Annotated in this window: 24 protein-coding genes; 15 read left to right on the top strand and 9 right to left on the bottom strand. The window is 67.9% G+C overall.

Annotated elements, in window-relative coordinates; genetic code table 11:
- Positions 1-193 precede the first annotated feature (193 nt).
- A complete protein-coding gene (locus tag SB4_RS08275) occupies positions 194-916 on the top strand; it encodes a hypothetical protein (RefSeq protein ID WP_058752189.1) in 723 nt (240 codons plus the stop codon).
- A 113-nt stretch (positions 917-1,029) separates the two neighbouring features.
- Here SB4_RS08275 and SB4_RS08270 read toward each other — a convergent pair whose 3' ends face one another.
- A complete protein-coding gene (locus tag SB4_RS08270; protein ID WP_058752183.1) occupies positions 1,030-3,342 on the bottom strand; it encodes a DNA translocase FtsK in 2,313 nt (770 codons plus the stop codon).
- Between the two features lie 136 nt (positions 3,343-3,478).
- Between SB4_RS08270 and SB4_RS08265 the strand changes: the two genes are divergently transcribed.
- Together SB4_RS08265 and SB4_RS08260 are read left to right on the top strand one after the other, a co-directional pair.
- Complete coding sequence (locus tag SB4_RS08265; protein WP_058717296.1) at positions 3,479-4,693, top strand: UbiH/UbiF/VisC/COQ6 family ubiquinone biosynthesis hydroxylase; 1,215 nt, start codon at positions 3,479-3,481, stop codon at positions 4,691-4,693.
- A 287-nt stretch (positions 4,694-4,980) separates the two neighbouring features.
- Entirely contained in the window at positions 4,981-5,463 is a 483-nt protein-coding gene (locus tag SB4_RS08260; protein ID WP_193753768.1) for an MAPEG family protein, read from the top strand.
- Between the two features lie 23 nt (positions 5,464-5,486).
- Here the strand turns inward: SB4_RS08260 and SB4_RS18890 are convergent, their stop codons facing one another.
- The 4 genes from SB4_RS18890 to gltX form a co-directional block, all read right to left on the bottom strand.
- Complete coding sequence (locus SB4_RS18890) at positions 5,487-5,654, bottom strand: Trm112 family protein (protein WP_007405277.1); 168 nt, start codon at positions 5,652-5,654, stop codon at positions 5,487-5,489.
- Positions 5,651-6,256: an LON peptidase substrate-binding domain-containing protein gene (locus SB4_RS08255; protein WP_058752182.1), complete on the bottom strand. Its 606-nt coding sequence runs from the start codon at positions 6,254-6,256 to the stop codon at positions 5,651-5,653. The genes SB4_RS18890 and SB4_RS08255 overlap by 4 nt, the downstream gene beginning before the upstream one ends.
- Before the next feature lie 4 nt (positions 6,257-6,260).
- Positions 6,261-7,157: a tetratricopeptide repeat protein gene (locus SB4_RS08250; protein WP_058752181.1), complete on the bottom strand. Its 897-nt coding sequence runs from the start codon at positions 7,155-7,157 to the stop codon at positions 6,261-6,263.
- A gap of 87 nt (positions 7,158-7,244) precedes the next feature.
- Entirely contained in the window at positions 7,245-8,570 is a 1,326-nt protein-coding gene (gene gltX, locus SB4_RS08245) for a glutamate--tRNA ligase (protein ID WP_058752187.1), read from the bottom strand.
- Between the two features lie 98 nt (positions 8,571-8,668).
- Here gltX and SB4_RS08240 point away from each other — a divergent pair, with 98 nt between their 5' ends.
- Positions 8,669-9,604: a ribose-phosphate pyrophosphokinase gene (locus SB4_RS08240; protein WP_058717300.1), complete on the top strand. Its 936-nt coding sequence runs from the start codon at positions 8,669-8,671 to the stop codon at positions 9,602-9,604.
- A 252-nt stretch (positions 9,605-9,856) separates the two neighbouring features.
- Here SB4_RS08240 and SB4_RS08235 read toward each other — a convergent pair whose 3' ends face one another.
- A complete protein-coding gene (locus tag SB4_RS08235; protein ID WP_058752180.1) occupies positions 9,857-10,189 on the bottom strand; it encodes a pilus assembly protein PilZ in 333 nt (110 codons plus the stop codon).
- Positions 10,190-10,216: 27 nt separating this feature from the next.
- Positions 10,217-10,747 (bottom strand): sterol desaturase family protein, encoded by a 531-nt coding sequence (locus SB4_RS08230; protein ID WP_058752186.1) that lies wholly within the window; start codon positions 10,745-10,747, stop codon positions 10,217-10,219.
- Between the two features lie 195 nt (positions 10,748-10,942).
- On the opposite strand from SB4_RS08230, the gene sucC reads away from it, so the two are divergent.
- The 5 genes from sucC (at position 10,943) to SB4_RS08205 (ending at position 15,643) form a co-directional block, all read left to right on the top strand.
- Positions 10,943-12,142, top strand: a complete 1,200-nt coding sequence (gene sucC, locus SB4_RS08225) for an ADP-forming succinate--CoA ligase subunit beta (RefSeq protein WP_058752179.1) — start codon at positions 10,943-10,945, stop codon at positions 12,140-12,142.
- Between the two features lie 153 nt (positions 12,143-12,295).
- A complete protein-coding gene (locus tag SB4_RS08220; protein WP_058752178.1) occupies positions 12,296-13,045 on the top strand; it encodes an electron transfer flavoprotein subunit beta/FixA family protein in 750 nt (249 codons plus the stop codon).
- Positions 13,042-13,971: an electron transfer flavoprotein subunit alpha/FixB family protein gene (locus tag SB4_RS08215; RefSeq protein ID WP_058752177.1), complete on the top strand. Its 930-nt coding sequence runs from the start codon at positions 13,042-13,044 to the stop codon at positions 13,969-13,971. The genes SB4_RS08220 and SB4_RS08215 overlap by 4 nt, the downstream gene beginning before the upstream one ends.
- 176 nt (positions 13,972-14,147) lie before the next feature.
- On the top strand, positions 14,148-14,426 hold the full coding sequence (locus SB4_RS08210) for an acylphosphatase (RefSeq protein ID WP_058734865.1): 279 nt from the start codon (positions 14,148-14,150) through the stop codon (positions 14,424-14,426).
- On the top strand, positions 14,420-15,643 hold the full coding sequence (locus SB4_RS08205; RefSeq protein WP_058752176.1) for a dipeptidase: 1,224 nt from the start codon (positions 14,420-14,422) through the stop codon (positions 15,641-15,643). The genes SB4_RS08210 and SB4_RS08205 overlap by 7 nt, the downstream gene beginning before the upstream one ends.
- Here the strand turns inward: SB4_RS08205 and SB4_RS08200 are convergent.
- Positions 15,597-16,802, bottom strand: a complete 1,206-nt coding sequence (locus SB4_RS08200; protein ID WP_153006136.1) for an MFS transporter — start codon at positions 16,800-16,802, stop codon at positions 15,597-15,599. The genes SB4_RS08205 and SB4_RS08200 overlap by 47 nt on opposite strands.
- Before the next feature lie 204 nt (positions 16,803-17,006).
- Between SB4_RS08200 and SB4_RS08195 the strand changes: the two genes are divergently transcribed.
- The 5 genes from SB4_RS08195 (at position 17,007) to SB4_RS08175 (ending at position 22,803) form a co-directional block, all read left to right on the top strand.
- A complete protein-coding gene (locus SB4_RS08195) occupies positions 17,007-18,386 on the top strand; it encodes a glycosyl transferase family protein (RefSeq protein WP_082670065.1) in 1,380 nt (459 codons plus the stop codon).
- Complete coding sequence (locus SB4_RS08190; protein WP_241488534.1) at positions 18,383-19,363, top strand: hypothetical protein; 981 nt, start codon at positions 18,383-18,385, stop codon at positions 19,361-19,363. Before SB4_RS08195 ends, SB4_RS08190 begins: the two co-directional genes overlap by 4 nt.
- Positions 19,364-19,408: 45 nt before the next feature.
- Positions 19,409-20,323, top strand: a complete 915-nt coding sequence (locus SB4_RS08185) for a sulfite exporter TauE/SafE family protein (protein ID WP_058718143.1) — start codon at positions 19,409-19,411, stop codon at positions 20,321-20,323.
- 41 nt (positions 20,324-20,364) lie between these two features.
- Positions 20,365-21,084 (top strand): TIGR02186 family protein, encoded by a 720-nt coding sequence (locus SB4_RS08180; RefSeq protein ID WP_170171266.1) that lies wholly within the window; start codon positions 20,365-20,367, stop codon positions 21,082-21,084.
- Between the two features lie 75 nt (positions 21,085-21,159).
- Positions 21,160-22,803 (top strand): ATP-binding protein, encoded by a 1,644-nt coding sequence (locus SB4_RS08175; protein ID WP_058752174.1) that lies wholly within the window; start codon positions 21,160-21,162, stop codon positions 22,801-22,803.
- Positions 22,804-22,822: 19 nt separating this feature from the next.
- Here SB4_RS08175 and SB4_RS08170 read toward each other — a convergent pair whose 3' ends face one another.
- Complete coding sequence (locus SB4_RS08170) at positions 22,823-24,295, bottom strand: M23 family metallopeptidase (protein WP_058752173.1); 1,473 nt, start codon at positions 24,293-24,295, stop codon at positions 22,823-22,825.
- 222 nt (positions 24,296-24,517) lie between these two features.
- Between SB4_RS08170 and SB4_RS08165 the strand changes: the two genes are divergently transcribed.
- A partial coding sequence (locus tag SB4_RS08165; protein WP_058752172.1) for a helicase-related protein occupies positions 24,518-26,410 on the top strand: 1,893 nt, incomplete at its 3' end.

Raw genomic sequence — 26,410 nt, 5'->3', positions numbered from 1 at the left:
CCCCACAGGAGGCTCCCGCCGCCCAGAACGCGCCGACCACTCCCACCATCTGAACCCCTCGCGTCGGCAGGCGCTCGGATGCCGTTCGTCGCATTCGCGGGAGCGGAACAGGGGCATCCGGTGTTGAGACAGGCATGTTTCCCATCGGAGAGATAATGTGATCCGATCGACTGGCTGGCTTGCCGTTGCGCTGATGATGCCGCTGACCGCCTGTGGTGGGGGCCAGGAACCGACTGGCGAGCGGACGACCAACACCGCCGCGCCGTCCTCCGAACGGGAGGCCGCGAGCCCAGGCAACGCCAGCCTGCCCGCGCCGGTCAAGACCGCGACCCCGACGCAAACCGATGGCGTCCTGTCCTGCTCGGCCGAGCGCGGCCAGGCCGCAGCGCAGCGGCTGGTAAAGACGTGCGTCGCGGTCTCGCCCGCCACCCATCCGCCGTGCAACGCCGCCAACAGCTGTGCGATCATCGAGGACGAGATCGCGCGCAGCTGTGCGCTGCTGGGCGACGAGGCGGCAACAACGTCCGGTTGCTCGGTCGATCCGAAGAGCGATGCGGCGGCGGTCGCGGTGGTGCGCCGCTATTATTCTGCGATCAACGCGCATGACTATGCGACCGCCTGGACGCAATGGGGGCCGGACGGCCGCCCCGGCCAGCGCTTCGCCGATTTCCAGAAGGGGTTCGCCGACACCCGCGCCACCAAGGTGACGATCGGCCAGATGGGCCCGAGCGAGGGTGCGGCGGGATCGGTCTATGCGACGATCCCCGTCACCGTCGACGCGCAGTTGAACGATGGGCGGCAACAGCGATTTGCCGGGCAATATGTGGTGCGTCGGGTCAACGACGTACCGGGCGCGAGCGCCGACAGTCTGCGCTGGCATATCGAGTCGGCAACATTAAAGCCGGTCGCGCCCTGACCAGCCCATTCCGGTCGGCCGAGGGGCCATGGATATCCGGACACGCCCCGCCTTTCCCTCGCCCCTGTCCAGAGGAGGGGGGAAAATATGATCGGCGCGAATATCGATTGGCCCTAGATCGGATGCCCCTCGGTATCGCGGAGGACCTCGCGGCGGCCGACATGGTCCGGGCGTCCGACGATGCCGTCCGTCTCCATCCGCTCGATCAGCCGCGCGGCCGAGTTATACCCGATCCGCAACTGCCGCTGGAGCCAGGAGGTCGAAGCCTTCTGGCTCTCGCACACCAGCTGGATCGCGGCGCGATATTGCTGGTCCTCGGCCGAATCCTCGCCCGTAGGCGCGCCGTCGAGCGCGAAGCTCTCCGCCGGTTCTTCTGTGACCGAGGAGATGTAATCGGGCTGGCCCTGCGCGCGCCAGTGATCGGCGACCCGGTGCACCTCGTCGTCCGAGACGAAGGGACCATGGACGCGGACGATGCCCTTGCCGCCGGGCATGTAGAGCATGTCGCCGCGCCCCAGCAGCTGCTCCGCGCCCTGCTCGCCCAGAATGGTGCGCGAGTCGATCTTGGAGGTGACGTGGAAGCTGATGCGGGTCGGCAGGTTCGCCTTGATGACGCCGGTGATGACGTCGACCGACGGCCGCTGCGTCGCCATGATCAGGTGGATGCCCGCCGCGCGCGCCTTTTGCGCCAGGCGCTGGATCAGGAATTCGACTTCCTTGCCCGCCGTCATCATCAAATCGGCCAGCTCGTCGACGATCACCACGATCTGGGGCAGCGGTTCATATTCGAGCTTTTCCTCCTCATAGACCGGCTGGCCGGTCTCGGGGTGATAGCCGGTCTGGACCTTGCGCCCCAAGGGCTGGCCCTTGGCCTTGGCCGCGCGCACCTTGTCGTTAAAGCTGGCCAAGCTGCGCACGCCGACCGAGGACATCTGGCGATAGCGGTCCTCCATCGTCTCGACCGCCCATTTCAGCGCGCGGACTGCCTTGGCCGGGTCGGTGACGACCGGCGACAGCAGATGCGGGATGTCGTCGTACATCGACAGTTCCAGCATCTTGGGATCGATCATGATCATCCGGCACTGCTCGGGCGTCAGGCGATAGAGCAGCGACAGGATCATGCCGTTGAGGCCGACCGACTTACCCGAGCCGGTCGTACCCGCGACCAGCAGGTGGGGCATGGGCGCAAGGTCGGCGACCACCGAGTCGCCCGCGATATTCTTGCCCAGGATGATCGGCAGCTGCGCGGCCTGATCGGCAAAGCTCTGCGACGCGACGAGTTCGTGCAGCGACACCATCTCGCGCTTGGCATTGGGCAGTTCGATGCCGATGACGTTGCGCCCCGGAATCACCGCGACACGCGCCGAGATCGCCGACATGTTGCGCGCGATATCGTCGGCCAGCGCGATGACGCGGTTGGCCTTGATGCCCGGCGCGGGCTCCAGCTCGTACATGGTGACGACCGGGCCGGGGCGCACCTCGACGATCGCACCCTGCACGCGGAAATCGTCGAGCACATTCTCCAGCAGGCGGGCATTGCGCTCCAGCGCGGCCTTGTCGATCTGCCCGGCGGGCGAGGGCGGCGCAGGCGTCAGCAGGTCGAGGCTGGGCAACTGATAGGGCGCATCGCGGTCGGCCGCCGTCTTGGGCTTGGCGGGGGCAGGCGCGACCTGGCGGTCGGCGATGACGGGGGCCGGACGATCCTCGCGCACCGGCACCGCCTTGCGCGCCAGGGTCAGCGGTTCTTCGTCCTCGTCTTCGTCATAGAGGCCCTCGTCCTCATCGTCCCAGGGCACGCTCTCGCCATCCTCGCTCGCCGCGCGACGACGGCGCAGCCGCGCGAGGCCGCGCTCGGCGATGTCGAGTTCCAGGCTGCGGCCCCAGATCAGCGCGCCGCCGACGCCCAGCGCCAGCCCGATCGCCGCCGATCCCCAGGTGACGACTGCCGCCTGGCCGGTGAAGCCCAGCACCCAGCGGACGAGATTCACGACCGACAGGCCGATCACCCCGCCCCATCCGGCGGGCAGCGCGAGCACCGCCGAGTCGGAGACGAAGGACAGCGCGCACGCCATCATCGCCACGCCGATCACCGCCTGGCGCAGCATCCGCACCCAGCGCCCCGCCGGACGGTCGCGCCACAGCCGGGTGCCGATGATCGGCCCGATCGGCAGGATCAGCGCGACGGCGGGCCCGAACAGCGTCAGCGCGATATCGGCGACCCAGGCACCCGGATGCCCCATCCAGTTGGCCGGGGCCGCGCCCGACGCGGTGTTGAGCGCCGGGTCGCTCGCCCGGTAGCTGGCAAGCGCCAGCACCAGCATCAGCGTCACGGCAAACAGGATGAGCGCGGCGACCAGCGCACCGCTGCGCACCGCCCCCGCCTTCACCGTCTCGCGCCATAATACCGGCTGCGCGCGGCTGGCCATGGATCGTGTCCTTCAGGAATGTCGCAAAAATCCGGGAAAAATCCCGGAAAATTCATCGCCTCTGGCGGTTCCTACGTCAAGGCGCGGGGCCGAACCCGCATTGTTTGCGACGGCACGAAGGTCTAGGAGCAGTTCCATGGATAGCGATGTCATCATCCTCGGCGGCGGCCTGGTCGGCGCGACTCTGGGTGTCGGTCTGGCCGCGCACGGCCTGTCTTCGATCATCGTCGATCCCGCCGATCCGGCGGTAGTTCTCGCCCCCGGTTTCGACGGACGCGCCTCGGCCGTCGCCTCGGCCAGCTGGCGGATGCTGGACGCGATCGGCATCGGCGCGAAGCTGGCGGGCAAGGGCTGCGAGATCCGGCATATTCGGGTCAGCGACGGGCTGGAGCCAGGCAAGCTCGATTTCATCCCCGATGCCGATGACGGCGCGCTGGGCACGATGTTCGAAAACAAGCTGCTCCGCCGCGCGATTCACGAGGCCGCGAACGAGGCCGAACTGGTCGACCTGCGGATGCAGACCCGCGCCGTGTCGGTCGAGCGCGGCCCGGCGGGCGTCACCGCGATCTTGAGCGACGGCAGCACCGTCCGCGCGCCCCTGCTGGTTGCCGCCGAAGGGCGCCAGTCGCCGACTCGCGACGCGGCGGGGATCAAGGTGGCGCGCTGGTCCTACGACCATAAGGCGATCATCAGCGCCTTCCACCACGAAGTCGCGCACGAGAATATCGCGTTCGAGATCTTCTACCCCAGCGGCCCCTTCGCGCTGCTGCCCTTGCCGGACGACGAGATCGGGCACCGCTCGGCGATCGTCTGGTCGGTGTCGGGGCGTGACGGTGACGCGATGCTGAAACTCTCCGACCGCGCCTTCCTGGCCGAGGCGGAAAAGAGCATGGGCGGGTTCCTGGGCAAGCTGTCCCACGCCTCCCCCCGCTCGGCCTATCCGCTGGGCTTCCACCGCGCCGCGACGATGACAGGCGAGCGGCTGGTGCTGGTCGGCGACTCGGCGCATGGCATCCATCCGATTGCGGGCCAGGGCGTGAACCTGGGCTACCGCGACGTCGCCGCGCTGGTCGAGGTGCTGGTCGAGGGCAAGCGCACCGGCTTGGACTTGGGCGATGCGGCGCTGCTCCAGCGTTACCAGCAATGGCGCGGGCTCGACACGCTGATGGTGTCGGTGGCGACCGACAGCTTCAACCGCATCTTCAGCGTACCCGGCAAGACCGCCAGCGCGATCCGGCGGCTGGGCATCACCGCGATCGACCATATCCCGCCGTTGAAGAACCGCTTCATGGCCGAGGCGCGCGGCGAGACGGGGCAGTTGCCCCGGTTGCTGCAGGGCGTGATGGTGTAATTCGGAAGGGCTGGTCCGAAGAGTACCTGCCCTCCCCCACCCCCTCCCGCCTGCGGGAGGGGAGCGTTGATTGGCTGGCCCTCTGCGCGCCTCATGTCACGCCCCTCCCGCAGGCGGGAGGGGATGGGGGAGGGAAAGCCCCAAGCGATACGCCCGCGATCACAATTTACGGGATACCAAAAGCCCTTTCTGGCGTTTTGCGCGCCATGATCCCTGGGCCTCATCATCCCAAGCGCTCCACCCGTCCCCCCATCCGCGACCGCCGCCAGACCGGCGTCATACGAGGCATGATTGCCGCGCTGGCGATCGTAATGCTCACACTCCTGCTCGGCTGGAGCGTCGGACACGCGCTTTCCCCCACCGACCGGGTCTTGCGCGCGGTGGCGGCGTCGACAGTGGCCGCCTTGTGGCTGGCGGCGGCGATCGGCCATGTCGCGGCCCTGCGCTTCGCCTCGCCCGCTGATATCGACGCGGCGGCGAGCGGCAGTCCCGATTCGCCGCGAGTCGCCATCGCGCAGGCGGTGTTGCGCAACACGCTGGAGCAGGTGGTCCTGGCGATCCCGGGCTATCTGGCGCTCGCCTGGGTGGTTGAGGGATCGGGGGCGATGATCCCGCTGCTCGCCGCGCTGTTTTCGGTCGGGCGGACCTTGTTCTGGGCAAACTACGCGCGCGGCGCGGTGGCGCGGGCGTTCGGGTTTGCGCTCACCTTCTATTCCAGCGTCGCGGCGCTGGTCATTGTGCTGGCGGCGTTGGTCGGAAGGCTCATCTGATCCTCCCCGTGCCGGGGAGGATTTTAGAGTTCGCGCGCTTCCTCGACCAGCATCACCGGCACGCCGTCGCGGATCGGATAGGCGAGGCCCGCCGCTTCCGACACCAATTCCTGAGCCGCTTCGTCATAGCGCAGCGGCGTCCGCGTCACCGGACAGACCAGGCGTTCGAGCAGCCATGGGTCCAGGCTCATTGCAACGTCACCCGATCCTCGCCGTCATGGCGACCGAAAAATTGCATCAGCTGGATAATCAGCTCGGCCCGCTGTTCCAGATCGGGGGCCTCCAGCAGCGCCTGCTTCGCCGCGACGTCGAAGGGCGCGATCTGGGCGATGCCGTTGACCAGGCTTTCATCGTCCAGCCGCCCGACCGCATCCCAGTCGACCGCATAGCCCTGAAGATCGGCGAAGCGCTTCGACTCCTGTTCCAGCGAAGCGCGGCGGCCGAGCGACAGCAAATCCTCGTCGATCACCGGCAGCAGCTCGGCCTCGACTTGGCGGAAGGGCGTCGTCACCTCCAGCTCACGAACGATGCGGAACAGCGATACGCCCTCGAGGACGAGGTTGTAGCGGCCATCCTCCATCGCCTCGACCTCGGCGATGCGGCCGACACAGCCCATCTGATAGAGCGACGGCTTATCCCCCTCGCCCGAAGGCTGGATCATGCCGATCCGCCGATCACGCGCCATCGCGTCGGAGACGAGCGCCCGGTAGCGCGGCTCGAAGATGTGCAGCGGAAGCGGCATCCCCGGAAAGAGGATCGCGCCCGCCAGCGGAAAGATCGAGAGCCGCGCCATGCGCTTACCCGAACAGGATGGCGGACAGCCGCCGCCGCTGCTGCGAGACCCAGGGGTCGGTCAGGCCGACCACCTCGAACAGCTTCAATAGCTGCTGACGCGCGGCATCCTCGTTCCAGCTGCGGTCGGCGGCGACGATATGGAGCAGATTGTCCGCCGCGCCGTCACGATCGCCTGCCGCCATCTGGGCATTGGCCAGCGAGAACCGCTTTTCGTGATCGTCGGGGCTAGCCGCAACCTTGGCCGCCAGATCGGCATAGTCCGCCGCCGGAGGGGCGGACCGCGCCAACGTCACGGCGGCGATCGCACGGTGGATGGCGGGGTCATTGGCCAAGCCTTCGGGCAGCGCCTCGGTGGCGGCTTCGGCCTCCTCGATCCGACCGGCACCGAGCAGCGCACGGATATGCCCCGACAGCACGGCGGGATGCTCGGGCGCCATGTCGAGCAGCTGCTGGAAGATCGACACGGCACGCTCGGTGTCACCGGCCTCCAGCACTTCCTCGCCCATCGCGATCAGCGGTTCCAGCTCGGCCGCCGCATCCACCGCCTCCGACTGGATCGGCAGCTGCTTGAGCAGCTGGTCCAGCATCGTGCGCAGCGCGCTTTCGGTGCGCGCGCTGGTCAGGTCGGCGACCAGCTGGCCCTGAAACATCGCATAGACGGTCGGGATCGAGCGGATCTGGAATTGGTTGGCGATGAACTGGTTCTTGTCGGTGTCGATCTTGGCCAGCACGACGCCCTTGTCGGCATAGGCCTCCGCGACCTTCTCCAGCGTCGGGCCCAGCGCCTTGCACGGGCCGCACCATTCGGCCCAGAAGTCCAGGATGACCAGCTTGGTCATCGACGGCTCGACGACATCGCGGCGGAAGGCGGTGACGGCTTCCTTGTCGGCGGGCGACATTCCCAACGTGGCCAAAAGACGCTCCTTTACGTGTTGCTCGGCCCTATGTGGGCGAGCGGGTGCGGGAATGGAAGGTGGACGCGTAAATCAGCCGTTCAGCCGCGCGATCGTGCGGTCACGCCCGATCAGCGGCAAGAGTGCGGCCATGTCCGGCCCCTTCGCGCGACCGGTCAGGGCCAGGCGCAGCGGCAAGAACAGCGTCTTGCCCTTGCGGCCCGTCGCGTCCTTGAGCGCGGCGGTCAGTGCGTGCCAGGGGTCACTGTTCCAGTCGATCTGGCCCGCGACCGCGGCGGCCTGAGCGAGATAGGCGCAGTCGTCCTCGGCGGGCTCCGGGGCCTCGACCGGCCCCTCAATCACCTGCCACCAGTCTGCGGCTTCGGCGACGGTGTTGAGGTTGGGCCGCACCGCTTCCCACTCCGCGTCACCCATGCCGGTCGGCAGGCGATCGGCGACCGCCGCATACGGCGTCTGGTGGAGAATTCGCGCATTCAGCTGCGCCAGTTCCGCCTCGTCGAACCGCGCGGGCGCACGGCCGAAGCGCGAGAAATCGAACCCGGCGATCAGCGGCGCCATGTCGGCGACCGGCTCGACCGGATCGCTGGTCCCGATCCGCGCGAGGAGGGCGCGCACCGCCTGCGGCTCGATGCCGATCTCGCGAAAGTGATCGACGCCCAGCGAACCGAGTCGCTTGGACAGCTTGCCCTCATTGCCGGTCAGCAGCGCGGCATGGGCGAAGCGCGGCAATTCGGCCCCCAGCGCCTGGAACATCTGAATCTGCAGAGCGGTATTGGAGACGTGATCCTCGCCGCGCACGACCTGGGTGACGCCCATGTCGATATCGTCGATGACGGACGGCAACATATAGAGCCACGTCCCGTCGGCGCGGCGGATGACGGGATCGCTCATCGTCGCGGGGTCGAAACGCTGGGGGCCGCGCACCGCGTCCTCCCATTCGATCGCCGCGCCGTGATCGAGCTTGAACCGCCAGTGCGGGCGAACGCCTTCACCTTCCAGCTTCGCGCGGTCCTCCTCGCTCAGCGCCAGCGCGGCGCGGTCGTACACCGGCGGCAAGCCGCGCCCGAGCTGGATCTTGCGCTTCAGGTCCAGTTCCTGCGCGCTCTCATAGGCCGGGTACACATGGCCGCCTGCGACCAGCTCGGCGAACCGCGCCTCGTATGAAGCGAAGCGCTGCGACTGGCGCACTTCGATATCGGGGATCAGCCCCAGCCAGGCCAAATCCGCCCGGATCGCCTCGACATAGCGTTCCTCGCTCCGCTCGGCATCGGTATCGTCGATACGCAGCAGGAAGCGCCCGCCGGCCTTTTGCGCATACATCCAGTTGTGCAGCGCGGTGCGGATATTGCCGACATGCAGCCGCCCGGTGGGCGAGGGAGCGAAACGGGTCACGGTCATGAGCGCCGCCATAATCGGGGAATCACCTTTGCGCTATTGTGACAGCGCGATTAAGGGGACGCGCATCACTGGGCTGTCTGCGGGGACGGGGTACCACCATGAAATTGATGACCGGCAATTCCAATCTGCCGCTGGCGAAGGCGATTTCCTCCTATCTGGAGGTGCCGCTGACGGAGGCGCTGGTGCGCCGCTTCGCTGATGAGGAAATCTTCGTCGAGATCCAGGAAAACGTCCGCGGCGAGGACGTGTTCGTAATCCAGTCGACCGGCTATCCGGTCAACGACAACCTCATGGAACTGCTCATCATGATCGACGCGCTGAAGCGTGCGTCGGCGCGGCGCATCACGGCGGTCATCCCCTATTTCGGCTATGCGCGTCAGGACCGGAAGCCGGGTCCGCGCACCCCGATCTCGGCCAAGCTGGTCGCCAACCTGATCACCGTCGCGGGTGCCGACCGCGTTCTGTCGGTCGACCTTCATGCCGGTCAGATTCAGGGCTTCTTCGATATCCCGACCGACAATCTCTATGCCGCGCCGGTCATGTCGGCGGACATTCTGGCGCGCTTCAAGAACGACAACCTCATGGTCGTGTCGCCCGACGTCGGCGGCGTGGTCCGCGCCCGCCAGCTCGCCAAGCGGCTCGACAACGCGCCTCTCGCCATCGTCGACAAGCGCCGCGAGCGCGCGGGCGAGTCGGAGGTGATGAACATCATCGGTGACGTCGAGGGCCGCTTCTGCATCCTGATCGACGATATCGTCGACTCGGCGGGCACGCTGTGCAACGCCGCCGCTGCGCTGCGTCAGGCGGGGGCCGAGGACGTCGTCGCCTATGTCACCCACGGCGTCCTGTCGGGCGGCGCGGTGGCGCGAGTCGAGGGCTCCGAACTGCGCGAACTGGTCATCACCGACTCGATCGGCAACCACGAGTCGATCGGCGCCACCACCAAGATCCGCCACCTGCCCATCGCCCCGCTGCTGGGCGAGGCGATCAAGCGCATTGCGGATGAGACCAGCGTGTCGAGCCTGTTCGATTGATTAAGGGGTAAATTGGCAATGAGCGTCTCGCTCTTGGCCTAGACCCCACCCCAAACCCAGTTTCAGGCAAACAATGCCCCGCATTGTTTAGGTCATGCCGGGGGCATGACCGACCTGAAACTCCCTGCCGGGAGGGGGGGCTTAAATAGGCGCAAGCGGGCCGAACCAAACACGCCCCTCCCGCAAGCGGGAGGGGATGGGGGAGGGCCGGACCTAGCCGAGACGCTTGAGGCTATCTAAGCCCGAAACCCGTCAGCGATTCCCCAAGCCAACGATATGCTCGAACACCGCCGGGTGAAGCGGCTTGGAAAAGGCGCAGCCATATTTGAAGCGGTCACGCCAAGCGATCACCGCCTCCAGCGGGGCGAGCCCCGGCACGGTCAGCCAGACGATCGTGCCCGGCCATAGCGTGAAGCTGGTTTCGGCGCGAAAGCCTTCGGGCGACAGGTCAACCACGTCGATCTCGAACCGCGTCTGCCCCTTGTCGCGCAGGTGCGCCCGCATCCGCACCGCATGGCGGAGCGAACGGCGAAGATCTTGGCCGGCGACCGGCTCGAATGGCGGTGTGAAGACCGGTTTATCCATAGCGCACCTCCCTTATCCCGACGAAGGTTACTTTTCCGCCAACGCCTCCTGCCCTTCGCGCGTGCCGGCCGGGCGGCGGACCCCGGCATGGGCGCGGCGTTTCAATTCGGCCTTCAGCGCTTCGGGCTTTGGCGCGACCAAGAAGCCGAAGCTGACCGTGCCGTGCTTCGTCTCGACGACATGGTGCAGCCGGTGCGCCTGGATGATCCGCTTCATATAATCGGACTTGGGCAGATACCGGCTCGGCAGGCGCTTGTGGACGATGACGTCGTGAAAGCCGAAATAAATGGCCCCGTACGCCGCGATCCCTGCACCGATCCAGGTGAAGCCGCTCCACCAGCCCAGCTGCGCGCCGCCCAGGATCATGACGAACGACGGCACCGCGAAGATCGCCGCGTACAGGTCGTTCAGTTCCCAGTTGCCGGTGCGCGGCCGATGATGGCTTTCGTGCAGGAACCAGCCCGGCCCGTGCATGATCCAGCGATGCGCCGCATAGGCGAACCCCTCCATGAAGATCACGGTGCCGAGGAACAGGAGAATGCCGAAAGCCAAGTGCATGACAGCCTCATAACGCATATGCGCGAATTTTGCGCGCGATTCCCGTCATCGCCTTTGCGGCACGACTCGCCCCGCCCCAAATCGCACTTGCGATGCATTTGCATTAACGCCGTTTCGGGGTGGATTTGTCCGCCAGCCTGTGCTTTAGCCGCACCCAATTTCCCTAGAACCACCCGAGAGGCGGAAGGCTAGCGCATGAACATCCACGAATATCAGGCCAAGGAATTGCTCGCCAAGTTCGGCGTGCCCGTCCCCGCCGGCTTCGCCGCGATGACCGTCGAGGAGGCCGTCGAGGCATCGTCCAAGCTCCCCGGACCGCTCTACGTCGTCAAGGCGCAGATCCATGCGGGCGGCCGCGGCAAGGGCAAGTTCAAGGAACTCGGCCCCGACGCCAAGGGCGGTGTCCGCCTGGCCAAGACCGCCGAGGAAGTCCGCGCTGCCGCCACCGACATGCTGGGCAACACGCTGGTCACCATCCAGACCGGCGACGCGGGCAAGCAGGTCAACCGCCTGTACGTGACCGACGGCGTCGACATCGCGAAGGAATTCTACCTCGCGCTGCTCGTCAACCGTGCGACCGGCCGTGTCTCGATGGTCGCCTCGACCGAAGGCGGCATGGACATCGAGACCGTGGCGCATGACACGCCCGAGAAGATCCACTCGATCGACATCGACACCGCGACCGGCTTCATGCCGCATCACGGCCGCGCCGTCGCCGCCGCGCTGGAGCTGACCGGCGACCTCGCCAAGCAGGCCGCCAATGTCGCGTCGAAGCTGTACGCCGCGTTCCTGGGCACCGATGCCGAGCAGATCGAGATCAACCCGCTCGCCGTCACCGAGGACGGCAAGCTGATGGTGCTCGACGCCAAGGTCGGCTTCGACGGCAACGCCATGTTCCGTCACAAGGACCTGATGGAACTGCGCGACACCACCGAAGAAGACGCGATGGAGCTGGAGGCGTCGAAGTACGACCTCGCGTACATCAAGCTCGACGGTGACATCGGCTGCATGGTCAACGGCGCCGGCCTCGCCATGGCGACGATGGACATCATCAAGCTGAACGGCATGTTCCCGGCCAACTTCCTCGACGTCGGCGGCGGCGCGAACAAGGAAAAGGTCACCGCGGCGTTCAAGATCATCCTGAGCGATCCCGCCGTGAAGGGCATCCTGGTCAACATCTTCGGCGGCATCATGCGCTGCGACATCATCGCCGACGGCATCGTCGCGGCGGCGAAGGAAGTGAACCTGCAGGTTCCGCTGGTCGTCCGCCTCGAGGGCACGAATGTCGAGAAGGGCAAGGAAATCCTCGCCAATTCGGGTCTCGCCATCGTCCCCGCCAACGATCTGGGCGACGCCGCCAAGAAGATCGTCGCCGAGGTGCAGAAGGTCGCCTAAGCCGCACCTTCGGCCCTGACGGACCGATTATAAAGGGGCTCGGGCGGAAACGTCCGGGCCCCTTTCTCGTTCTTCGGTGCAAGTCTTGCGATGCGCTCGCAACGCCGCCAAAGACGGTGGCATGTTTGGCTGTTCAGCCGGGAAGGACCTACGATGAAGATCGTCGTGCCCGTGAAGCGGGTGTTGGATTATAACGTGAAGCCGCGCGTGAAGGCGGACGGGACGGGCGTCGATCTGGCGAACGTGAAGATGTCGATGAACCCGTTCGACGAGATCGCGGTGGAAGAGGCGATCCGGCTGAAGGAGAAGGGGGCGGCGACCGAAGTGGTCGTCGTCTCGATCGGCGAGCCCAAGGCGGCGGACACGCTGCGCACCGCGCTCGCCATGGGCGCGGACCGGGCGATCCTCATCACCGCCGACCAGCCCGTCGAACCGCTGGGCGTCGCCAAGCTGCTCGCCAAGGTGGTCGAGGAGGAACAGCCCGGCCTCGTGATCCTGGGCAAGCAGGCGATCGACGGCGACAACAACCAGACCGGCCAGATGCTGGCCGGGCTGCTCGGCTGGGCGCAGGGCACGTTCGCCTCGAAGGTCGAGATCGAGGGTGAGACGGCGAACGTCACCCGCGAGGTCGATGGCGGTCTGGAAACGGTGGCCCTCACGCTGCCCGCGATCGTCACCACCGACCTTCGCCTCAACGAGCCGCGCTATGCCAGCTTGCCCAACATCATGAAGGCCAAGTCCAAGCCGATGGCGACCAAGACCGCCGCCGATTACGGTGTCGATGTCGCCCCGCGCCTGACGATCACGCACGTTGCCGAGCCGGGCAAGCGCCAGGCGGGCGTCAAGGTCGGCTCGGTCGACGAGCTGGTCGAGAAACTGAAAGCACTGGGAGTGGCCAAGTGAAGACGCTGGTTTGGGTCGAGCATGACGGCGGGTCCGTCAAGGATGCCACGCTGGCGACCGTCACGGCGGCGTCGAAGCTGGGCGAGGTGCATCTGATCGTCGCCGGGCATGGCGTCGACGGCGTCGCGCAGGCGGCGGCGAAGATCGCGGGCGTGGGCAAGGTCCATGTCGCCGACGATGCGGCCTATGCGAATGCGCTGGCCGAGAATGTCGCACCGCTGATCGCCCAGCTAATGGGCCATCATGACGCCTTTCTCGCGCCGTCGACGACGACCGGCAAGAACATCGCCCCGCGTGTCGCCGCGCTGATCGACGTGATGCAGATCAGCGACATCCTGTCGGTCGAGGGGCCGGACAGCTTCACCCGGCCGATCTATGCGGGCAACGCCATCGCCACCGTCAAGACCAGCGACAAGAAGCTGGTCCTGACCGTCCGCACCACCGCCTTCGAGAAGGCGGCGGCAGAGGGTGGCTCGGGCGCGGTCGAGGCGGTCGCCGCGACGGGCGACGCGGCCAAGTCCCGCTTCGTCGGCGCGGAAAAGGCCGAGAGCGCGCGCCCTGAGCTGACCAGCGCCAAGATCATCGTCTCGGGCGGTCGCGCGCTGGGCTCGGAAGAGCAGTTCCATGCGCTCATCGATCCGCTCGCCGACAAGCTGGGCGCCGCGGTCGGCGCATCCCGCGCGGCGGTCGATGCGGGCTATGCCCCCAACGACTATCAGGTCGGCCAGACCGGCAAGATCGTCGCGCCGGAAGTCTATGTCGCGGTCGGTATCTCGGGCGCAATCCAGCATCTGGCGGGGATGAAGGACTCCAAGGTCATCGTCGCGATCAACAAGGACGAGGATGCGCCCATCTTCCAGGTCGCCGATATCGGCCTGGTCGGCGACCTCTTCACCGTCGTGCCGGAACTGACGGAGAAAGTCTGACGATCCTCCCCGGCACGGGGAGGTGGCAGGCCGAAGGCCTGACGGAGGGGGTGCTCCATAAAGGACGTCTTTTGTGGCGCGCCCCCCTCCACCACCGCTTCGCGGCGGTCCCCCTCCCCGTGCCGGGGAGGATTGGGAGCTTTCCTTTCTCTGCCGCCCGCGCGACAGTCGCTGGCATGATCGAGCGTCATCTTCGCATAACCGGACGGGTGCAGGGCGTCGGGTATCGCTACTGGTTCCTAGGACACGCCGGGGCGCTCGGGCTCACCGGTTGGGTACGCAACCGCGCCGATGGTTCGGTCGAAGCGCTGGTGCAGGGACCGGAAGATGCGGTGACGCGGATTATCGCCGATGCCGAGTCGGGACCGCCCGCCGCCCGCGTCGACCATATCGAGGCGACCGAACAGCCCGTCGATACCCTGCTCACCCGGTTCGAGCAGCGACCGACATGCTGATTGCCCTGATCCTCGCGCAAGCGGCCGATCCCGCCATCACGCGCCGAGTCGAATCGATCCTGGCCCGCGCGCCGATCGTCGACGGGCATAACGACCTGCCCTGGGAGTTGCGCGACTCCGGCCTCCCGCCTGAGTCGCCTGCGCTGGCCAGCGATAGCTCCACCCTGCCCCACCCGCTCCAGACCGACCTGCCCCGTCTCAAACGCGGCGGGGTCGGCGGGCAATTCTGGTCGGTGTGGATTCCCGCCGACGTGACCGGTCCTCGTGCGGTCGAGATGACGCTGGAGCAGATCGACCGTGTCCACCGGCTGGTCGCCGCGCATCCTCAGCGACTGGCGCTCGCCCGCACGGCTGCGGACGTGCGCCGCATCGCCGCGTCCGGGCGGGTCGCCTCGTTGATCGGGGTCGAGGGTGGGCATCAGATCGACGGGCGGCTGTCGGTGCTGCGGCAGTACAAGGCGCTCGGCGTCGCCTATCTGACGCTGACCCATGGCCGCAGCCTCGCCTGGGCCGATTCGTCGACCGATGCGCCGATCGCGGGCGGGCTCAGCCCCTTTGGGCGCGCCGTGGTGGCCGAGATGAACCGGATCGGCATGATCATCGATGTCGCGCATGTTGCCGATACGACGATGGCGGCGGTGCTCGATACGAGCAGGGCGCCGGTCATCGCCTCGCATTCCGACGCCCGCGCGCTGGCCAATGCGCCGCGCAACATTCCCGACGCTCTGCTCCGTCGGATCGGCGCGGGCGGCGGCATGGTGATGGTAAACTGCTATCCCGCCTTTCTGTCGAGCAAGTGGCGCGCCTGGGACGCAGACCGCACCGCCTATGCGCGGTCGGTCGGTGTGGCCGCCAATGTCTATGGCCCGCGAAGCCCCGCGCCCCTGATCGCCTGGGACGCGACCCACCCCGCCCCGCATGTCACGCCGGCGATGGTCGCCGATCATATCGAGCATATCACCCGCGTGGCCGGACACGGCGCGGTCGGGTTCGGCGGCGACTATGACGGGATCAACGGCACCGGGCCCGAAGGGATGGCGGGCGTCGACGGCTATCCGCTGGTGCTGGCCGAGCTGGTTCGACGTGGGTGGAGCGATGCCGATCTCGCCGCGCTGACCAGCGGCAATATCCTGCGCGTGAAGGAACGGGTCGAGGCGGTGGCGAAAAGCCTCAGTGCAACGCTACCGGACGATTCGATCGATCCGCTGGCGCGCTGACGCTGCCCCGCGCCACGCGCATCGCCACCAGCCAGATCGCAAAGCCGCCCAGCGCCAGCCCGCAGCCGACATAGCCGGTCGAGGTCCAGCCCAGACCACTGGCGATGGCCAGGCCGCCCGCCCAGGGGCCGATGGCATTGGCGGTGTTGAAGGCCGAATGGTTGAGCGCGGCGGCCAGCCCCTGCCCCTCGCCCGCCACGTCCATCAGCCGGGTCTGAAGCACGGTGCCCAGCGCCCCGCCCAGTCCGATCGCAAAGACGATGGGCAGGATCGTCCACAGGCTGCCCGCCGCCAGCGGATAGAGCGCCAGCATCGCCGCCGACCACAGGAGCAAGCCCCCGGCAGTCGGCATCAACGCACGGTCGGCGAAGCGCGGCACGACGATATTGCCGATCGTCATGCCCAGACCGAACACCGCCAGCACCAGCGGGATCATCGTCTCGGACACGCCCGTCACCTCGGTCAGCGTCGCGGCGAGATAGGTATAGACTGCGAACATGCCGCCAAAGCCGATCGCGCCGATCGCCAGCGTCAGCCAGACCTGTCCCTTGCCCAGCGCATCGAGTTCACGACGGATGCTCGCGCCCTCGTCGGGCCGGTCCTGCGGTGCGGCGATCCACACTAGCGTCGCGGTCAGCAGCGCCAGCGCGGCGACGACCCCGAACACCCAGCGCCAGTTGAGCCACTGGCCCAGCATCTGCGCCAACGGCACGCCGATCACGGTCGCGACCGTCAGGCCCAGCATGATCCGCCCCACCGCGACCGTCCGCCGCTCCTCGGGCACCAGCGAGGCCGCAACCAGCGCCGCGATCCCGAAATAGGCACCGTGCGGCAGGCCGCTGAGAAATCGAAAGACCAGCATCCAGTGGTAATCCGGCGCCATCGCTGACAGGCCGTTGCCTGCTGCAAACATTAGCATCAACAGGATCAGCAGCGTGCGCCGCGCGAGCTTGGCCGACAGTACCGCCAGCAGCGGCGCACCCACCACCACGCCCAGCGCGTAGGCGCTGATGACATGCCCCGCCGTCGGCGCATCGATGCCGAGCCCGCGCGCCAGATCGGGCTCCAGGCTCATCGCGGCGAATTCGGTCGTGCCGATCGCAAAGCCGCCCACCGCCAGCGCGGCATGGACGATGCCGGGGGGAAATGTCCGGGCCATCACAATATCCTTTCCCCGGTCATATGTTGCACCGCAGCACGAGGCGCAACCACCCGGCCAACCCCAATTCGCGGATTTTCCCGGATAAAGGCTCCGATATCCGCCGCATCGCCTTGTGCCACCGAGTCCCGGCGATCGCCCAAACAGCTATTGATCGGTCCATTTTGGACAGGCACAATCCCCATCGGGCATGGGGGACGCCGAATGGGAGAGATCACGGCGGTCATCGAAGTCGTGGCGCGCGAGCTTTTGTTGTTTGCGGCGGCCGGACTTTTGATCGGGGGGCTGGATGATCTTCTGGTCGATCTGCTCTATTTCGCGCGACGGATCATAAAGGGCCCCGCGACTCCCATCCGCAGCTATGCCTTGCCCCGGCCCGTCCGATCCGGGCGGATCATCGTCTTTACCCCGGCATGGGACGAATCGGCGGTGATCGGCGCGATGCTGTCCACGGCGCTCGGCCGTTTCCGGCATCCCGATTATCGAATCTATGTCGGGCTTTACCCCAATGATCCGGCGACCATCCTGGCGGCGGCCGATGTGGCGGAACGGGACGATCGCATCCGTCTGGTCATCGGTTCGCGCGACGGTCCCACGACCAAGGCCGATTGCCTCAACACGCTATGGCATGCCCTGCAGCGCGACATGGCGGCGGAGGATTTTCAGGCCAAGGCGATCGTCCTGCACGATGCCGAGGATGTCGTGCATCCCGACGAACTGACCGTTTTCGACTCGCTGATCGAGGAGCGGGCGGTGGTACAATTGCCGGTGCTGCCCCTGGTCGTGCCGGGATCGCGCCTCGTATCCGGTCACTATGCCGACGAGTTTGCGGAGAGCCACAGCAAACAGCTGGTCGTCCGCACCTGGATCGGGGCGGGCATGCCGCTGGCGGGCACCGGCTGCGCCATCTCACCGGCCATGTTGGGCCGGATCGCGGCGTCGCGCGGGGGCGATCCGTTCGATGCGACCAGCCTGACCGAGGATTACGAGCTGGGCCTGCGCATCGCCGAGCTGGGTGGGCAGGGACTGTTCGCACGCGTCGCCGACGGGACGCGCGGCGGCGTGGTGGCGGTCCGCGCCTATTTCCCCGCCACCCTGCTGGCCGCCGTCCGGCAGAAGGCGCGGTGGATGACCGGCATCGCCCTGATCGGCTGGGACCGCACCGGCTGGGGCCGTGCGCTGGCCATGGGGGATCATTGGTGGCGGCTGCGCGACCGGCGGGGGCCGATCGCGATGCTGGTGCTCGCCGCCGCCTATCTGGGCCTGTTCGCCGATGCGCTGGCGATCGCGCTGCACTGGATCGCCGACACGCCATTATCGCCCGTCCATTCCGGTCTGCGTATCCTGTTCGGGATCAACGCCTTGCTGCTGCTATGGCGATTGGCGGTGCGTATGACGTTCACGGGGCGCGCCTATGGCTGGCGCGAGGCCTTGTGGTCGCTGCCACGATTCATCATCGGCAATTTCGTGGCACTGGCCGCGATCCCCCGCGCGCTGATCCGCTATATCCATGTGCTACGCGGCGGCGTGGCCGCCTGGGACAAGACGAGCCATCATTTCCCCGACTTGTCGACGCAATCGTGAGCGGGCGGCCGCTGCGATTCCTGGGGGGCATCGTCGGGCTCTGGGCGCTGGGTCGCATCGCCTTTCTGCTGCCCCAGACTCCGGTGGTCGAACGAGCCGTCACGCCCGCCCGGCCCGCGACCCCACGCCGAGTCGCCGTCGCGATGGCGGGTTCGAGTCGATATCATCAGGCGCCACGGCCGCTGCACATCTCTAGCCTGCGGCTTGCCTCGCCACGGCCCGTTATATCACGAGCGCCCTTCCGTCCCGCTTCCATCACGCCAAGGGAAGCCCCGCCGCCAGACGCCCGCATCGCGCCATCCCCGGCTTTCGTCGTGCCGCCTTACGCGCCCCTGGCAGCGCCGCCGCAGCCCATCCCGCCGCGACGCTGGAGCGCCAGCCTGTGGGCGATCGTTCGCGACGGGGGCCAGACGCTGCTGCCCGGCGGCCAGCTTGGCGGCACGCAGGGCGGCGTTCGCCTGTTGCGGCAGCTCGATACGCGCGGGGACCTGTCCGCCAGCCTGCGCCTGTCCGCGCCGTGGCAGGGTATCGGGCGCGAGATGGCCGTCGGCATCGACTGGCGCCCCGTCCATCGGTTGCCGATCCGCCTGCTGGTCGAACAGCGGCTGGCGCTCGATGTGGGGCAGAACGCGCCCGCCGCGCTGGTCGTGACGGGAATCGGTCCACGACCCATCGCGCCCGGCCTCGTCCTGACTGGCTATGCACAGGCCGGGGCGGTGGCCCGCACGCGGATCGAGCCCTTTGCCGATGGCGCGGTGCGGGCCAGCACCCCGCTGACGCCCACGATCGACCTGGGGCTGGGCCTGTGGGGCGGAGCGCAACGGGATGCGCAGCGGCTGGATGCGGGCCCCACCCTGGGCGTCGCGCTGCCGCTCGCGGATCGGCGCGTCCGGCTGTCGCTCGACTGGCGGCAAAGGATCGCGGGGCGGGCTGCCCCCGGCTCCGGCCCTGCGCTCACCATGGCGGGCGATTTCTAGACCTTCGACACTGTTCGGAAAGGCCCATGCGGTTATAACGCGACCGTGGACCTGTATCTTCCGATCGCCAACCTGTCGGTCAACGCGCTTGTCATCATCGCGCTGGGCGCGGGCGTGGGCCTGTTGTCGGGCATGTTCGGGGTCGGCGGCGGGTTCCTGACCACGCCGCTGCTGATCGTCTATGGCATCCCGCCGACCGTCGCCGCCGCCTCCGCCGCCAGCCAGGTGACGGGCGCGAGCGTGTCGGGCGTGTTCGCGCATTTCCGGCGCGGCGGAGTGGACACCAAGATGGGCGGCGTGCTGGTCGCGGGCGGCGTGGTCGGATCGTTCGCAGGCGCGTGGATCTTCAGGTTGCTGCAGGCGAGCGGCCAGATCGATACGGTCATCGCCATCGTCTATGTGCTGATGCTCGGCTGGATCGGATCGGTCATGGCACGCGAGGCGACCAGCGCGATCATCGCGCAGCGGCGCGGCCGGCCCCAGCGGGCGGCGCGGCGGCGGCATCATCCGCTGGTCGCGGCACTCCCCTTCCGCACGCGATTCTATGCCTCGGGCCTCTATATCTCGCCGCTCGCCCCGCTGATGCTGGGCTTCTTCGTCGGCATCCTGACCATCCTTCTGGGCGTCGGCGGCGGGTTCATCCTGGTGCCCGCCATGATCTATATCCTGGGCATGGCGACCAATGTCGTGCTGGGCACCTCGCTGTTCCAGACGCTGTTCGTCACCGCCGCCGCCACGATGGTGCACGCGACGACCACCAAGGCGGTGGACATCGTGCTGGCGGGCCTGCTTTTGGTGGGATCGGTGACGGGGGCGCAGGTCGGCGCAAAGCTCGCCACCAATGCGAAGCCCGAATATCTGCGCCTGGCGCTGGCGGTCATCGTGCTGCTGGTGGGGTTGCGCATCCTGCTCGGCCTGGTGTGGCGGCCCGAGGAAATCTTCACGGTGCAGCCGCTTTGAAACGGCTCGCCTTCACACTGGCGCTGCTGTCACCGCTGTTGATGGCGCAGGCCAAGCCAGTCCTGGTCCCCGACGTGTCGCAGCGCGATATCCAGATCGCCTACAGCTTCACTGGCGCCGAACTGCTGCTGTTCGGCGCAATCCTCTATCCCGGCGGGCGTCCGCCGCAGGACGACAAGCCGACCGACATCGTCGTCGTCGTCAAGGGGCCCACCCAGTCGATCCTGATCCGCGAGAAGGAGAAGATCGCCGGGCTCTGGGTCAATGCCGGCCGGCTGCGTTACCAGTCGGCGCCGTCCTTCTACGCCATCGCGTCATCGCGGCCGATCACCCGCATCGTCGACGACCGCACCCGCGCCATCTATGAACTGGGGCTCGACAGCCTGCAGCTCTCGCCCGCCTCCAGCGCCCCCGCCGATGTCCAGGCGCGCTTCCAGGCCGGGCTGGTCGACCAGCGCCGCCGTTCGGGCCTGTATGTCGAGGCACCGCGCGCCGTCGAGATCACCGACGACGTGCTCTACCGCGCGCGCGTGACCATCCCGGCACGCGTACCCGTCGGGCGATTCACCGCCGAGACCTTCCTGATCCGCGACGGCCGCGTCCTGGCGGCGGCGGTGCGCGATATCGACATCCGCAAATCGGGGTTCGAGCGTTTCGTCGCGCGCGCCGCCGATCGCGCCGCCATTCCTTACGGCCTGGCGGCGGTGGCCCTGTCGATCCTGCTGGGCTGGACCGCGGGCTGGATCGCCCGGCGGGTCTGAACGCGCGATACGCCATTTTAAGGTTCGGTCGTTACCGGTCACTGTCTTCTGACAGACCGGACGGTATCGCCCTTCATGTTTGACCTATCGCCTGCCGCCGAACATCCCAACGCCGCTCTCGATACCCCGGTCATCGGCTGGCTGCTGGGCATTGCCGGATCATCGGGCCGCATCGTGCTCGACCGCGAGGCGGTGGCCGCGCTGGCGGGCCATGCCGATCCGGTGCTGGCCTCGGCGGGGCAGGTCGCCATGCCGGTCAAGATCAAGCGCGACGACCGCTGGATCATCGGATCGATCCGCTCGCTGTCGCTCGATCCGTCCAGCGACGCCGCCGCCATCGCGACCGAGATCGACCTGATGGGCGAAGGGATGCGCCATGCCGAGACCGGCGACCTGTACGGATTCCGCCGCGGCGTCACCTCCTTCCCGATGCCGGGGGCGACCATCCACGCGATCACCAATGCCGAGCTGGCGGGTATCCACGGTAATCGCAACATCGCGACCATCCGGATCGGCACCGTCCACCCGGCGCGCAGCGTGCCCGCGACACTGGCGGTCGATGCGCTGCTGGGCCGGCATTTCGCGATGCTGGGGTCGACCGGCACCGGCAAGTCGACCGCGACCGCGATGATCCTGCACCGCATCTGCGAGCTTGCGCCGCTCGGACATATCGTGATGATCGATCCGCACGGCGAATATGCCAACGCGTTTCGCGGCGAGGGCGAGATCCATGACGTCGGCAACCTGCGGATGCCCTATTGGCTGATGAATTTTGAGGAGCATTGCGAAATCCTCCTCTCGGCCAGCCCCGCCGATCGCCAGAACGATGCCGATGTGCTCGCCAAATGCCTGCTCGCCGCCCGGATGCGCAGCCGCGCCGCCGCCGACCTGCCGCGCGTCACCGTCGACACGCCCATCCCCTATCTGCTGTCCGACCTGACCAGCCTGCTGACCGCCGAGATGAGCAAGCTGGAGCGGGCGGGCGATATCGCGCCCTATCTGCGCATCAAGTCGAAGATCGACGAGATCAAGAGCGACCCGCGCTATGCCTTCATGTTCTCCGGCATGCTGGTCGCCGATACCATGGCGTCATTCCTGGGCCGCATCCTGCGCATGCCGGGCGACGGGCGGCCGATCTCGATCGTCGACGTATCGGGGGTGCCGTCGGATGTGACCAGCGTCGTCGTCGCAATGCTGGCGCGGATGATCTTCGACCATGCCATCTGGTCCCCGCCCGCCGATCGCCGTCCGGTCCTGATGGTCTGCGAAGAGGCGCACCGCTATATCCCGGCCAAGGCGGAACAGGATTCGGCGGTCGGCCGCATCCTATCGCGCATCGCCAAGGAGGGGCGCAAATATGGCGTCTCGCTGGGCCTCGTCACCCAGCGCCCGTCCGACCTGGCCGAGGGCGTGTTGTCGCAATGCGGTACGATCATCGCGATGCGGCTGAACAACGAACGCGACCAGGCGATGGTCCGCTCGGCCATGCCCGAGGGTGGTCGCGGCCTGCTCGACGTCATCTCCGCGCTGCGCAATCGCGAGGCGGTCCTGTGCGGCGAAGGCGTGATGTTCCCGATGCGCGCCAGCTTCGACAATCTGGAGGAGGACAAGCGCCCCGCCTCCAACGACATGGCAATCACCGCGCTCTGGGCGCGGGCCGCGCGGGGTCAGGACGTGCTGAACGACACCGTGTCGCGCTGGCGGATGGCGGGGAAGTAAGGGCGACGCCGGGCGCGGGTTACCGCCCCGGCCGCACCGCCAACAGTCCCTGCACCTCACGCTTGAAAGCGCGCAGCTTCGCGCCCGACAGGACCGCGACGCTCGACAGGTTCAAAGTGCGCGGGTTCACGACCGCGCCGTTCTTCCACACTTCCCAATGCAGGTGCGGGCCGGTCGACATGCCGGTCGACCCGACATAGCCGATCACCTGGCCCTGTTTCACATGCGCGCCGGAGCGGACGGCAAAGCGGCTCATATGGCCATAGCCGCTCGCCAGACCGCCCGAATGGGTGAGCTTGACGAAATTGCCATAGCCCCCCGAGCGCCCGGCGAATTGCACCACCCCGTCCATGATCGCATGGATCGGCGCGCCGTACGGGGCCCCGATATCGGTCCCCTTGTGCATCCGCATGAAGCCCAGGATCGGGTGCATCCGCTTGCCATAGGAGGAGGTGATGCGCCCCGCGACCGGCATCGCCATCGCGCCGCGCCGCTCGGTCTGACCGTGGACGTCGTACCACTGCCCGTCATCCTCGCCGGGCAGGCGCGCCAGCTGGGTCTTGCGGCCTCCATGGTCCAGCCCGACGAACAACAGCTTGCCCAGCCGCGTCTCGCCGGTCGCCGCCCGTTCGCGCTCGATGATCAGATCGAAACTGTCCGAACGCTTGACGTCACGGCCGACCGACATGCGGGCCGACAGCGCCTTGATATAGCCCTCGACCAGCTTGGCCGGCGCGCCCGCCGCGCGGATCGAGCGATACAGGCTGGCCCCGACTAGCCCCTGCAGCCGCAGCGGCGTGCGGTCGATCGCGATCGGCGCTTCCGTCATGGTCAGCCCCTTCGCGGTACGGGTCAGCGTCACCGCCAGGTCGAACCGCGCGCGGAGCTTCAATCCCTCCAGCGGCCGCGCCACCATACGGCTCGGTCGCCGCCCCAGCGTCAGGGCGACGCGCGTGCCGGACGCGATCGTCTCGCCCCCCGCTGCCTGCTCGACCAGATCGGCCGCCTCGCGTGCCTGGTCCTTGGCGACGCCGGCACGTTGCAGCACGCGAGCCAGCCGGTCGCCCGCGCCGACCGTGGCCGACAGCTCGACCATGGGTCGCTCGGGCGCTTCGGCGAGATGCGCGACCAGGTCGTTGGCGGCCATGCGCCGCCCGCTATCCGCGCCCAGCGCGATCGGCGCGATGGCTTGCGCCCGCACATTCTTCCACGCCTCGCCGGTCAGCGGCTTGGGAGCGGCCCCGATGATCGGGCGGTGAAATCCGGGCGCCATCACGATCGTCGCGGCACACAGCGCCGAACAGGTCGCCAGCCCCCGCCACCAGTCGCGGCTGCCGATCCGCGACCCCAGATCGGGCACCCAGTCGATCTCGCGCGCGGCCGATCGCCAGCGCGCCCATCGGCCGGTCGGCGCAAGCGGGAAAGCGGGGCCCGGCGACCGCGCGGCGGTGCCGCCGGTCATCAACAGGGCTTCGTCGGTGGCAAGGAACATGGGTGGGATGGCGTCCGTGAAATCGTCGAGCAGCGTCGCCGATCTCCCACCGGCGCACAGGATTGTGCCGTGTCGGCCGGGGGCGGCAAAGTCAAAGCCGGTGCGACCCGCCGCCCCGATGCTGCGGTCGGACGTGGCCGGGGCGGGCCAAATCTCGCCAGAGACACGCCATCTTGCTTCAGGACGTTGCAACCGCGCGAGCGAAGCCCGATGTAGGGTCCCATGACCAGCCGCGTATCGGGCGCCGTGACGGCCGTTCTCGGGCCGACCAACACCGGCAAGACGCACCTCGCGATCGAGCGGATGTGCGCGCATTCCAGCGGCATCATCGGCTTTCCCCTCCGCCTGCTGGCCCGCGAGGTCTATGACCGCGTGGTCGCGCTGAAGGGCGCGAACCAGGTCGCACTGGTGACCGGCGAGGAAAAGATCGTGCCCCCCGACGCGCGCTGGTTCCTGTGCACCGCCGAGTCGATGCCCGATCGCGACGTCGCCTTCGTGGCGCTGGACGAAGCGCAGCTGGGTGCGGATATGGAGCGCGGTCATGTCTTTACCGATCGGTTGCTGCACGCGCGCGGCCGGGACGAGACGATGATCCTGGGCTCCGAGGCGCTGAAGCCGATGATCCGGGCGCTGGTGCCCGATGCGGAGGTCATCGCGCGACCGCGCTTCTCGACCCTGACCTATGCGGGCGCGAAGAAGATCAGCCGCTTGCCCAAACGCTCGGCCATCGTCGCCTTCTCGGCGGAGGAGGTTTACGCGGTCGCCGAGATGCTGCGCCGTCTGCGCGGCGGCGCGGCGGTGGTGATGGGCGCGCTGTCCCCGCGCACCCGCAATGCGCAGGTCGAGATGTTCCAGGCGGGCGAGGTCGATTATCTCGTTGCCACCGATGCGATCGGCATGGGCCTGAACATGGATGTCGCACATGTCGCCTTTGCCGGGCTGCACAAGTTCGACGGGCGCCGCCGCCGCCGCCTGACCGTCGCCGAGATGGCGCAGATCGCGGGCCGTGCCGGGCGACACCACCGCGACGGCACCTTCGGAGCGCTGGCCGAGGAGGGACCGGACGCGTTCCTGCCCGAAGAAGTGCTGGCGATCGAGGAGCATCGCTTCCCCCGACTCGACCATCTGTACTGGCGCGACGGCAAGCCCGATCTGTCGAGCATCGACGCGCTGATCGCCAGCCTGGAGCGCAAGCCCGAACCCGGCGTGCTGCGCGCCGCCCCGCTTGCCACCGATCTGCAGGTGTTGAAGCGGCTAGCCGACGAGCCCTGGGTCCGCGACCGGGTGCGGCGGCCTGCCATGGTCGCGCGGCTCTGGGCGGCGTGCGGCATTCCCGATTTTCGGAAAGTGGGCATCGACCCCCATGCCCGCTTCGTCTCGCGCGTGTTCGGCCATTTGTCCGAAGGGCTGGGCCATGTCCCGCACCAGTGGTTCGCCGACGAGATCGCGCGGCTCGACACCATGGCGGGCGATGTCGAGACGCTGGCGGGTCGCCTCTCCGCGATCCGCAGTTGGGCCTATATCGCCCAGCGCGCCGACTGGCTGGCCGATCCGAAACACTGGGCCGAGCGGACGCGCGAGATCGAGGAGCGGCTGTCCGACGGCCTCCACGCCAGCCTGACCCAGCGTTTCGTCGACAAGCGGACGACCGCGCTGATCCGGCGCATCGGTGCCGATGCGGGCGCGCTGCCCGTCACCATCGGGCCGGAGGGCGAGGTGCTGGTCGAGGATCATCCCATCGGACGGCTGGAGGGATTCCGCTTCACCGTCGAGTCGGGCGCGCGGGCCAATGACAAGCGCCTGTTGCTCGCCGCGGCCGAAAAGCGGCTGGGCACCGAACGCGCCCGCCGGGCCGAGGCGCTGATCGCCGCCGCGCAGGAGGCGATCACGCTCGACGAGGACCGACTGGTCTGGTACGGGCATGGCGTGGCCAGGCTGGTGGCGGGGCCCTCGCTGGGGCGGCCGGTCGTGCGGCTGGAGCGCGACCTCGACTGCCTGACCCCACCGATGCGCGAGCGAGTGAAGGCGCGGCTGGAGACCTGGCTGGCGCGTTCGCTCGACCGACAGGTGCCCGCGCTCGTCCGGCTGGCCGCCTTGGCGCGCGAGGCCAAGGCG

It is taken from the genome of Sphingomonas sanguinis, assembly GCF_001476905.1.
Classification (GTDB): Bacteria; Pseudomonadota; Alphaproteobacteria; order Sphingomonadales; family Sphingomonadaceae; genus Sphingomonas; species Sphingomonas sanguinis_B.
Note: the sequence above shows the minus strand (reverse complement) of the source record. Positions and strands in the feature narration are given on the sequence as shown.

What these genes read in the sequence shown, in the direction of transcription:
- SB4_RS08275 (WP_058752189.1), top strand. Translation starts at nt 194, where the DNA reads ATGATGCCGCTGACCGCCTGTGGTGGGGGCCAGGAACCGACTGGCGAG.
- SB4_RS08270 (WP_058752183.1), bottom strand. Translation starts at nt 3,342, where the DNA reads ATGGCCAGCCGCGCGCAGCCGGTATTATGGCGCGAGACGGTGAAGGCG.
- SB4_RS08265 (WP_058717296.1), top strand. Translation starts at nt 3,479, where the DNA reads ATGGATAGCGATGTCATCATCCTCGGCGGCGGCCTGGTCGGCGCGACT.
- SB4_RS08260 (WP_193753768.1), top strand. Translation starts at nt 4,981, where the DNA reads ATGATTGCCGCGCTGGCGATCGTAATGCTCACACTCCTGCTCGGCTGG.
- SB4_RS18890 (WP_007405277.1), bottom strand. Translation starts at nt 5,654, where the DNA reads ATGAGCCTGGACCCATGGCTGCTCGAACGCCTGGTCTGTCCGGTGACG.
- SB4_RS08255 (WP_058752182.1), bottom strand. Translation starts at nt 6,256, where the DNA reads ATGGCGCGGCTCTCGATCTTTCCGCTGGCGGGCGCGATCCTCTTTCCG.
- SB4_RS08250 (WP_058752181.1), bottom strand. Translation starts at nt 7,157, where the DNA reads ATGTCGCCCGCCGACAAGGAAGCCGTCACCGCCTTCCGCCGCGATGTC.
- gltX (WP_058752187.1), bottom strand. Translation starts at nt 8,570, where the DNA reads ATGACCGTGACCCGTTTCGCTCCCTCGCCCACCGGGCGGCTGCATGTC.
- SB4_RS08240 (WP_058717300.1), top strand. Translation starts at nt 8,669, where the DNA reads ATGAAATTGATGACCGGCAATTCCAATCTGCCGCTGGCGAAGGCGATT.
- SB4_RS08235 (WP_058752180.1), bottom strand. Translation starts at nt 10,189, where the DNA reads ATGGATAAACCGGTCTTCACACCGCCATTCGAGCCGGTCGCCGGCCAA.
- SB4_RS08230 (WP_058752186.1), bottom strand. Translation starts at nt 10,747, where the DNA reads ATGCACTTGGCTTTCGGCATTCTCCTGTTCCTCGGCACCGTGATCTTC.
- sucC (WP_058752179.1), top strand. Translation starts at nt 10,943, where the DNA reads ATGAACATCCACGAATATCAGGCCAAGGAATTGCTCGCCAAGTTCGGC.
- SB4_RS08220 (WP_058752178.1), top strand. Translation starts at nt 12,296, where the DNA reads ATGAAGATCGTCGTGCCCGTGAAGCGGGTGTTGGATTATAACGTGAAG.
- SB4_RS08210 (WP_058734865.1), top strand. Translation starts at nt 14,148, where the DNA reads ATGATCGAGCGTCATCTTCGCATAACCGGACGGGTGCAGGGCGTCGGG.
- SB4_RS08205 (WP_058752176.1), top strand. Translation starts at nt 14,420, where the DNA reads ATGCTGATTGCCCTGATCCTCGCGCAAGCGGCCGATCCCGCCATCACG.
- SB4_RS08200 (WP_153006136.1), bottom strand. Translation starts at nt 16,802, where the DNA reads ATGGCCCGGACATTTCCCCCCGGCATCGTCCATGCCGCGCTGGCGGTG.
- SB4_RS08195 (WP_082670065.1), top strand. Translation starts at nt 17,007, where the DNA reads ATGGGAGAGATCACGGCGGTCATCGAAGTCGTGGCGCGCGAGCTTTTG.
- SB4_RS08180 (WP_170171266.1), top strand. Translation starts at nt 20,365, where the DNA reads ATGGCGCAGGCCAAGCCAGTCCTGGTCCCCGACGTGTCGCAGCGCGAT.
- SB4_RS08175 (WP_058752174.1), top strand. Translation starts at nt 21,160, where the DNA reads ATGTTTGACCTATCGCCTGCCGCCGAACATCCCAACGCCGCTCTCGAT.
- SB4_RS08170 (WP_058752173.1), bottom strand. Translation starts at nt 24,295, where the DNA reads ATGTTCCTTGCCACCGACGAAGCCCTGTTGATGACCGGCGGCACCGCC.